The organism is Vibrio sp. FF145, assembly GCF_041439075.1.
Taxonomy (GTDB): Bacteria; Pseudomonadota; Gammaproteobacteria; order Enterobacterales; family Vibrionaceae; genus Vibrio; species Vibrio tasmaniensis_A.
This window is the reverse complement of record NZ_JBGONH010000087.1, coordinates 1-8641: the sequence shown is the minus strand read 5'-3', so window position 1 is coordinate 8641 and position 8641 is coordinate 1. Positions and strand designations below refer to the sequence as shown.

The following is an 8641-nucleotide window of genomic DNA, read 5'->3' as shown; positions in this document are numbered from 1 at the left end:
CTACCGTTTTTGTTTTAAGTTCCCGCTAATCCGCGATGAACCAAAAAAAAGGGTTGACCCACCAGTCAACCCTCGAATCACTTTTCTTCGAATCTAGCTCTTTGGCTTTCTAATTAGCCAACCCATCACCAAGCTGAGCAACGCCCAGACATACAGTGGCCAAGTACCAACTGTGTGATAAGGCGTTTGACCATCCGTTGAAATGAGTTCAGCTTTTAATACGGCCGTTTCAAACTGAGGCACTTGTTTGATGATGTTGCCTTTATAATCGGTAACAGCCGTCACACCATTGTTGGTAGAGCGAATAAGCGGCTTACCAAGCTCTAGAGCGCGCATCTGTGCAATTTCCATATGTTGCAATGGCCCAATCGAACGACCAAACCACGCATCGTTAGAGAGCGTTAGAATAAAGTCAGTTTCATCGGTTACGCTCTGTCTAACTTGATCATTAAAGATGATCTCATAACACAACGCAGGTGCTAGATGACGACCATTTGCTACGATGTTTGGTTGAACAAAGTCGCCACGGCTAAATGATGACATTGGCAAGTTAAAGAACGGTGCTAATGGGCGCAAGATATCTTCAAACGGAACAAACTCACCAAACGGTAACAGGTGATGCTTATGGTAGCGTTCGTCTGGATCGTAGCTGTACTCACCATATGGATTCACACCAAGTGAAAGAACACTGTTGTAGTACTTCTTATCTTCAGATTGATTCAGCACGCCAGTAATGATTGAGCTGTTGTTCATCTTCGCTGCGCTATCTATGTTGCGTAGGAAAGATGGAATCTCAACTTCGAATGCTGGAATAGCCGCTTCAGGCCAGATGATGATATCGGCGTCCCAGTTTTCTCTGCTTAGGTCGGTGTACTTCATCATGGTTGGCCAGCGATGACTCGGCAGCCATTTGCTGTCTTGATCGACGTTGCCTTGTATTAAGACGACTGACGTAGTTTTTTCAGGGTTCGGTGTGACCCAATCGATGTTGCGAATACCAAAACCGGTGCTAAATACGACGGCAGGAATGATAGCGATACTCCAGGCCCTGTTAACAATCGCATAAGCGAATGCAGAGGCTGAAACAATGATCGCTAGAGTTACTAACTCGACGCCGCCAATCGGTGCAAATGAACCTAGTGGCGAATCGATTTGGCTGTAGCCTAACCAAAGCCAAGGGAAGCCCGTCATTACCCAGCCACGTAGCCAATCACTGATTAACCACAATGCAGGAGCTGCAAGGAAAAAGCGGCTTAGGTTATTAGCAGGGAAGAACTTGTTCAAACTCCAGGTAAATAGACCCGAATAAACGGCTAGGTAGCCAACAAGCAATGCCATCAAAAATAGGTTGGCAGCCAGTGGCATGCCGCCAAAACCATCAATGCTGACGTATACCCAGCTGATACCTGTCGTGAATTGACCTAAACCCCATGCGTAGCCAATCCAAAGCGCACTCTTAGGAGAGCGGTTGTGGATCAGTAACAGCAACAAAGCTGGGCTGAGAATAGCAAGAGGCCATATAGAGTATGGAGCGAATGAAAGGGTGGTTATAGCGCCAACAAAAACGGCCGCAAGCGGCCGTAATAGGCGATGAATAAAGGTCTTAGTCATCTAATTTCTGTCATCTCTTTAGAGAGAAGTTGTTATTCTTCGATAGTAGGAAGAGGTTGTTCGTCAGGTATCGTTACCTGTAGCTGAATCACACGACGGTTATCTGCAGACGTAATTTTGAAATGGTAGTTTTCGATTTCTACAATTTCGCCACGAACTGGCAGGTGACCGAGTGCTGTCATAACCATACCGCCTACGGTATCCACTTCATCGTCACTAAAGGCAGTGTTAAACGTATCGTTGAACTCTTCAATAGTGGTTAAAGCTTTTACAGAGAAGGTATGCTTACTCAGCTTACGAATATCTAGCTCTTCTTCATCGTCGAACTCGTCTTCAATTTCACCAACGATTTCTTCGAGGATATCTTCAATGGTTACCAGGCCAGAAACTCCGCCAAACTCATCGACAACGATAGACATGTGGTAGCGCTCTTCTTGGAACTCTTTGAGTAGGCGATCAACACGCTTACTTTCAGGAACAACCACGACAGGGCGAATCACTTGTTCGATATCAAATGGGGCACTTTCTGAACCCAAATACTTAAGTAGGTCCTTCGCTAATAGAATGCCTTCAACATGGTCTTTATCTTCACTGATCACTGGGTAGCGAGAGTGTTGAGCATCAGTAATAAGCGCAATCAATGTATCTAAATCATCGGTGCGTTCAACTGTAACCATTTGAGAGCGAGGCAGCATGATATCGCGTACTCGCATCTCTGAAATTTCCATTACACCCTCGAGCATGTCGCGCGTGTCGTGGTCAATGAGGTCATTAATTTCTGAGTCGCGGATTACATCTACGAGCTCTTGGCGATCTTTAACTTCACCTTGAAATAGTTGGCCTAGGCGTTCAAAGAAGGACTTTCTACTCGGACCTTCAGATTTTTTACTTCCCTCAGAAGTGGGGGGGTTACCTTCGTTCATGATTTCTCAAAAAATAACGCTATCAGAAGTGTGATAGCACACGTTACAACTCAGATTCCTGCGAAAATCACAGGTTCGATGAGTTATTGTTTCTCTGCAACCTACTTTACTAGAATCGATTTACTTTTCTAGAATATACGGGTCTTCAAACCCCATAGTTTGCATGATTTCTGTTTCGAGTGACTCCATCTCTTCAGCTTCATCATCTTCGATATGATCATAACCTAGCAGATGCAGACTGCCATGTACAACCATATGAGCCCAGTGTGCTAGCAGAGGCTTACTTTGCTCTTCTGCTTCTTTTTCGACAACTTGGCGGCAAATAATGAGGTCACCCAGTAGATCTAATTCCACTCCTGGTGGTGCTTCAAATGGGAAAGACAGCACGTTAGTTGGCTTATCTTTTCCACGATAGTCATGATTGAGCTGGTGGCTTTCTTGTGTATCAACAATACGAACCGTCAACTCGGCACTCTCTTGAAACTGAGGGATTGTCTTATCCAACCAAAGCTGAATATCTTGCTCGGTTGGAAGACCTTGCTCATTTTCGACCGCTATTTGCAGGTCTAGTTCAATAGACATCTATTTATCACCTTGTTCTGCAATGACAGAGCTATTTTGTGTTTCTAATTGTGTCGTAACGGCTTGTTGAGCCTCAAGAAGCTTGGCCTCGCGCTCTTCACGCTTACGTTGTTCAAACTCTTTGCGCTCTTTCTGGTCTTTTGCTTCCCACTTCTCGTACGCGTTGACGATACGAGCAACGACAGGGTGACGAACGACGTCTTCAGACATGAAGAAGTTAAAGCTAATATCATCCACTTCACTGAGCACTTCAGTTGCATGACGTAGGCCTGATTTTGCACCACGAGGTAAATCGATTTGTGTAATATCACCTGTGATCACAGCGCGAGAGTTAAAACCGATACGGGTTAAGAACATTTTCATCTGCTCTACCGTGGTGTTTTGGCTCTCATCAAGAATGATAAACGCATCATTCAATGTACGACCACGCATGTAAGCCAGTGGAGCAACTTCAATCACGTTACGTTCAATCAGCTTCTCAACTCGCTCAAAGCCAAGCATTTCAAACAGTGCATCGTAAAGCGGACGCAAATATGGGTCTACTTTTTGGCTTAAATCACCCGGTAGGAAACCAAGCTTCTCACCAGCTTCAACAGCAGGACGAGTCAGTAGGATTCGACGAACTTCTTGACGTTCAAGTGCATCAACCGCAGCCGCAACAGCTAAGTACGTTTTACCAGTACCAGCAGGTCCAATACCAAAAGTGATGTCATGAGTGACCATATTCATTAGGTATTGTGCTTGGTTTGGCGTACGAGGTTTGATGACGCCTTTTTTAGTCTTAATGGTCACTTCTTTGCCGTAGTCGATTTCAGACTCGACGTGTTGCTCCAAAATGCCAGACTCAGTGACCGCCAGATGCACTTGCTCTGGTTCGATATCGATTATGTTGCCTTTAACTGGAGCCGTTTCAACATAGAGGTGTTTGATGATGTCTAAAGCGGCGGCTGTAGTGTGAGGCTTACCGACAATCGTGAAAAAGTTGCTACGGTAATTAATCTCAACGCCCAGACGACGCTCAAGATGCTTGATGTTGTCGTCAAATGGTCCGCATAAACTTGCCAAGCGCTTGTTGTCTGCTGGCTCTAGATTTATCTCTAAGGTAACGATTTTATTGCTCAAATTAGCCTCTCATTTTGTGCCACTCACTCTTAAATATAAAAAAGAGCAAAAAGCCCGATTTAGACCGGGCTTTTGATGGTGATATCCCTATTTCTAAGATGGTCACTTAGTTAGGTAATTTCAAGCTTTGTGTTTGCGCTTTGTGCTCAAACAGTTGTATTGCCTATGGCGTAAATGTCGCTACACCTAGCTCGTCTTCACGCTTTGTTTTTTCCATCATTTCTGCTGGAGTCATTACAACGCGTAGACCCATGTCTTTTTCTGTGCGAACTAGCTCACCACGTAGTGAGTTAGTGTAAACCTCAGTGATCTTCACATCTACAAACTGACCGATTAGGTCTGCAGAACCTTCGAAGTTCACAACACGGCTGTTTTCAGTACGGCCACGCAGTTCCATGAGATTCTTTCTTGATGGACCTTCAACAAGAATACGCTGCTCTGTGCCTAGCATTAGACGAGAGAAACGCATAGCTTGTGTGTTTACTGTTTGTTGCAGTTCGTACAGACGATCTTTTTTCTCTTGTGCTGGTACATCACATGGGTAATCTGCCGCTGGCGTACCTGGACGTGGAGAGAAAACAAAGCTGAAGCTCATATCGAAATCAACTTCTTTAATTAGCTTCATTGTATCTTGGAAGTCTTGCTTAGACTCACCAGGGAAACCAACAATAAAGTCAGAGCTGATTTGAATGTCAGGACGAGCTTTACGCAGTTTACGGATAATAGATTTGTACTCGATAGCCGTATGTGGACGCTTCATCATCGTAAGAATACGGTCACTACCACTTTGTACTGGTAGGTGAAGGAAGCTCACTAGTTCAGGGGTATCTTTGTAAACTTCAATGATGTCGTCACCAAACTCAAGCGGGTGGCTTGTTGTGAAACGAATACGGTCGATACCGTCGATAGACGCAACTAGGCGAAGGAGCTCTGCAAATGTGCAGATGTCACCTTCGTGAGTAGGGCCTCGGAATGCGTTTACGTTTTGGCCTAGCAGGTTTACTTCTCGTACGCCTTGCTCTGCAAGTTGTGCAACTTCGAATAGCACATCATCCATTGGACGACTAACTTCTTCGCCACGAGTATATGGAACAACGCAGTAAGTACAGTACTTAGAACAACCTTCCATGATAGAAACGTAGGCTGTTGCGCCGTCTGCTTTTGGCTCTGGCAGGTTATCGAACTTTTCGATCTCTGGGAAAGAGATGTCCATTACTGGCTTTTCGTTAGACAGTGATGACTTAATCATCTCTGGTAAACGGTGTAATGTTTGTGGGCCAAAGATAACGTCTACGTAAGGTGCACGTTGACGAATGTGATCACCTTCTTGAGTCGCTACACAGCCACCCACACCGATCACCACACCTTCTTTTTTATCTTTAAGCGTTTTCCAACGACCAAGCTGGTGGAATACTTTTTCTTGCGCTTTTTCGCGGATAGAACAAGTATTCAATAGTAGTACGTCTGCTTCCTCAGGTACTTCAGTTAGCTCATAGCCATTTGCAGCGTTAAGCAGGTCGGCCATTTTTGATGAATCATATTCATTCATCTGACAGCCCCAAGTTTTAATTAGCAGTTTCTTACTCATTATATGTTCGCTCGATCGTTAGTTTAATTTAAGGGAGCAAATCGCCCATTATTCATCCGCTAGCTCCGTTCGTCATAATTCGGTATTCAATTTTATGACAGGCTCTAGCGGCAAGCGGCGTATTGTACTGGTTTCAAAACCGACTGACTAGTAGTCTGAACAAATCTCTTATGTAGTGGTTTTTATTATCGTTAACGCCATATGCCATAAGGGATAACCCTTCTTTCGAATAAGGTTTTTGGTTACAAGTTCGTTATGAAAAAGTACAATCAAAAACAGTCAAAGAATCAAACTGATAAGTACGAAATATGAACAGTTACGATATTGTAGTCGTCGGTGGCGGCATGGTTGGTGCAGCAACAGCAATCGGTTTTGCAAAGCAAGGTCTGAGTGTTGCGGTGATCGAAGGTTTTGCCCCACAAGCTTTTGATGAGTCGCAAGCGATGGACATTCGTGTGTCAGCGATTTCTCAAGCATCGGTCGATTTGCTTGAAGATCTTGGTGCATGGCAAAGTATTGCAGCGATGCGCGTCTGTTCTTACAAGCGATTGGAAACTTGGGAACATCCAGAGTGTCGTACTCGGTTTGATGCAGCATCACTGGACCTTCCTCGTTTGGGCTATATCGTTGAGAATCGATTAATCCAATTGGGTTTATGGGCTCAGTTTGATGCTTACGACAATCTCGAACTGTTATGTCCAGAAAAGCTCGATGAGATTGAGTTTGGTGAGACCAATATAGTCAAGCTTCAGTCGGGTACTCAGTTGTCCGCTAAGTGGGTGGTTGGCGCTGATGGCGCAAATTCAGCCGTCCGTCAGCAAGCAGGGATTGGTATTACGGCTTGGGATTACCGACAGCACTGCATGCTTATCAACGTAGAAACAGAACAGCCTCAGCAAGATATTACTTGGCAGCAATTTTTACCAAGTGGTCCTCGTTCATTTTTGCCTTTGTGTTCTCTAACCTCTGACGATCAACAAGTCGGGCAGGGCTCGTTAGTTTGGTATGATTCTCCACTGCGTATTAAGCAATTGTCAGCAATGCCCCCTGAAAAACTACGTAATGAAGTACTTACTCACTTTCCTAAAGAGTTAGGTGATATCAAAGTTTTGAACTCGGGTTCTTTTCCTCTGACACGACGTCATGCTCAATCATACTCAAAGAATAACTGTATTTTAGTCGGGGACTCTGCACATACGATTAACCCTCTAGCAGGGCAGGGTGTTAACTTGGGTTTTAAAGATGTGGCAGCACTATTGGATATCACCCAAGAGAAAGGTGAATTGAATCAATCTGTGGCGAGACGCTATGAAGTGATCAGAAGAGGTGACAATCTAATGATGCAAAGTGGCATGGACTTTTTCTACAAAACGTTTAGCAATGACATTGGCCCACTTAAGTTTGTGCGAAATGCAGCACTAAAGCTAGCAGAAAACTCAGGGCCGATTAAATCACAGGTGCTTAAGTACGCTTTAGGGTTGTGATTGGTTACTCCAAGTTATCTAGTTATAAAAGAAGGAGAGCTGAGGCTCTCCTTTTTTGATTTCATGATAGTGCTTAGTGCTATTGCGTCACACAAACAGGCGCATCAATGGCTAAAGAGCATCCAGTATAAATGAGAGATCCATCCTCAATATTTCGTTTGAATGACGTGAGGTTGTTGGAGTGCTGGTTTGCGGCGATAAGCCATTGTCCGTCATTAGTGATATGAAAGTCGCGAGGGAACTTGCCTTCAACATTGTAACTATCCATAAAAATGAGCTTTTGAGTGACGGAGTCTATTCTAAAACAACTGATTCTGGATTGATGTCGGCAAGACACATAAAGGAATTGCTCATCTGGCGATAGCTTAATCGCAGCTGCGGCTTCTCCCTTCTCCATATTAGGCAATGCATCAATCTCTTCCACTACATTCCAAATGCCTAAAGACTTTTCTAAAATCAATATTGTTTCAGAGAGCTCACACACCACATAGGCTCTATCTTCAGCTTGGTTAAAGGTTAGATGACGAGGTCCATTCCCTGCACGCACTTTGATAGATTGCATTGGTTCATCAAGGAACTCTTCTTGCTCTTCGTCAAAGCAATAGAAGTTGATTCGATCGGTTCCGAGATCGACGGTCACAAACTGCGGAGAGTTCTTTAGGAAAAGGCTTTGATGTGCATGTGGGCCTGTTTGTCTTTCTGCATTAGGTCCAGAACCAACCATTTTGAGTGTTTTGAGCCGTTTATCGATATTGCCATTGATACTTAAACTAAAGATATCGAATGTCCCTGATGAATATTGCGATGTAATAGCAAACTTATTGTGGGGATCTATCGTGATATGACAAGGGTGATCTCCTGAGATTGGCCCAGTATTTGACGCTATTGTTGAATCAGAATTCGGTATATGAATCAGTTGTGGTTGCATCTTTTGGTCAACTTCAGAAGCTGTGTAGACCCCCAGCTTTGTCGTGGTAATAAACGAGGGGTTAGTGCAGGCCGCTATAAGCTTTAAAGGCAACAGCGTTCCCGTTTCTAGATCTAACTGAGTTTGATATACACCTTGGCTATTACTTGGAGAATCTGTGTAGCAACCGATCGTTAAAGGGAGGGTTTTCATGGGCAGTCATACTCAGTTAGGAAATGGAGCAGACATTGTCTAATAAAATTGTAGTAAAAGTGAGGTTATAGGAGAGAATACTTGGTGACTTGGCTTGCAGATTTACATATTCCAGATAAAACAAAACCCAGCTAAAAAGCTGGGTTCTATTCAATGATGGTGCGGTCGGAGAGACTTGAACTCTCACACCTCTCGGCGCCAGAACCTAAAT

General features: G+C 44.1%; 7 protein-coding genes. 1 reads left to right on the top strand and 6 read right to left on the bottom strand.

Translation table 11 applies throughout. The features are described from left to right. Positions 1 to 93: 93 nt before the first annotated feature. The 5 genes from lnt to miaB all read right to left on the bottom strand — a co-directional run bounded on the left by lnt (position 94) and on the right by miaB (position 5826). Positions 94 to 1611 carry an apolipoprotein N-acyltransferase gene (lnt, locus tag ACED42_RS21015; RefSeq protein WP_371704009.1) on the bottom strand — a complete coding sequence of 506 codons (1518 nt, stop codon included), beginning with the start codon at positions 1609 to 1611 and terminating at the stop codon, positions 94 to 96. 32 nt (positions 1612 to 1643) lie between these two features. Then, entirely contained in the window at positions 1644 to 2534 is an 891-nt protein-coding gene (gene corC, locus ACED42_RS21010; RefSeq protein WP_012603382.1) for a CNNM family magnesium/cobalt transport protein CorC, read from the bottom strand. Positions 2535 to 2654: 120 nt separating this feature from the next. Beyond that, a complete protein-coding gene (gene ybeY / locus ACED42_RS21005; protein ID WP_017101917.1) occupies positions 2655 to 3116 on the bottom strand; it encodes an rRNA maturation RNase YbeY in 462 nt (153 codons plus the stop codon). Further along, complete coding sequence (locus tag ACED42_RS21000; RefSeq protein WP_371704007.1) at positions 3117 to 4238, bottom strand: PhoH family protein; 1122 nt, start codon at positions 4236 to 4238, stop codon at positions 3117 to 3119. A gap of 163 nt (positions 4239 to 4401) precedes the next feature. Then, positions 4402 to 5826 (bottom strand): tRNA (N6-isopentenyl adenosine(37)-C2)-methylthiotransferase MiaB, encoded by a 1425-nt coding sequence (miaB, locus tag ACED42_RS20995; RefSeq protein WP_009848484.1) that lies wholly within the window; start codon positions 5824 to 5826, stop codon positions 4402 to 4404. A gap of 308 nt (positions 5827 to 6134) precedes the next feature. Here miaB and ACED42_RS20990 point away from each other — a divergent pair, with 308 nt between their 5' ends. After that, a complete protein-coding gene (locus tag ACED42_RS20990) occupies positions 6135 to 7310 on the top strand; it encodes a 2-octaprenyl-3-methyl-6-methoxy-1,4-benzoquinol hydroxylase (RefSeq protein WP_371704005.1) in 1176 nt (391 codons plus the stop codon). Positions 7311 to 7389: 79 nt separating this feature from the next. Here the strand turns inward: ACED42_RS20990 and ACED42_RS20985 are convergent, their stop codons facing one another. Next, positions 7390 to 8430 carry a lactonase family protein gene (locus ACED42_RS20985; RefSeq protein WP_371704004.1) on the bottom strand — a complete coding sequence of 347 codons (1041 nt, stop codon included), beginning with the start codon at positions 8428 to 8430 and terminating at the stop codon, positions 7390 to 7392. Positions 8431 to 8641 lie beyond the last annotated feature (211 nt).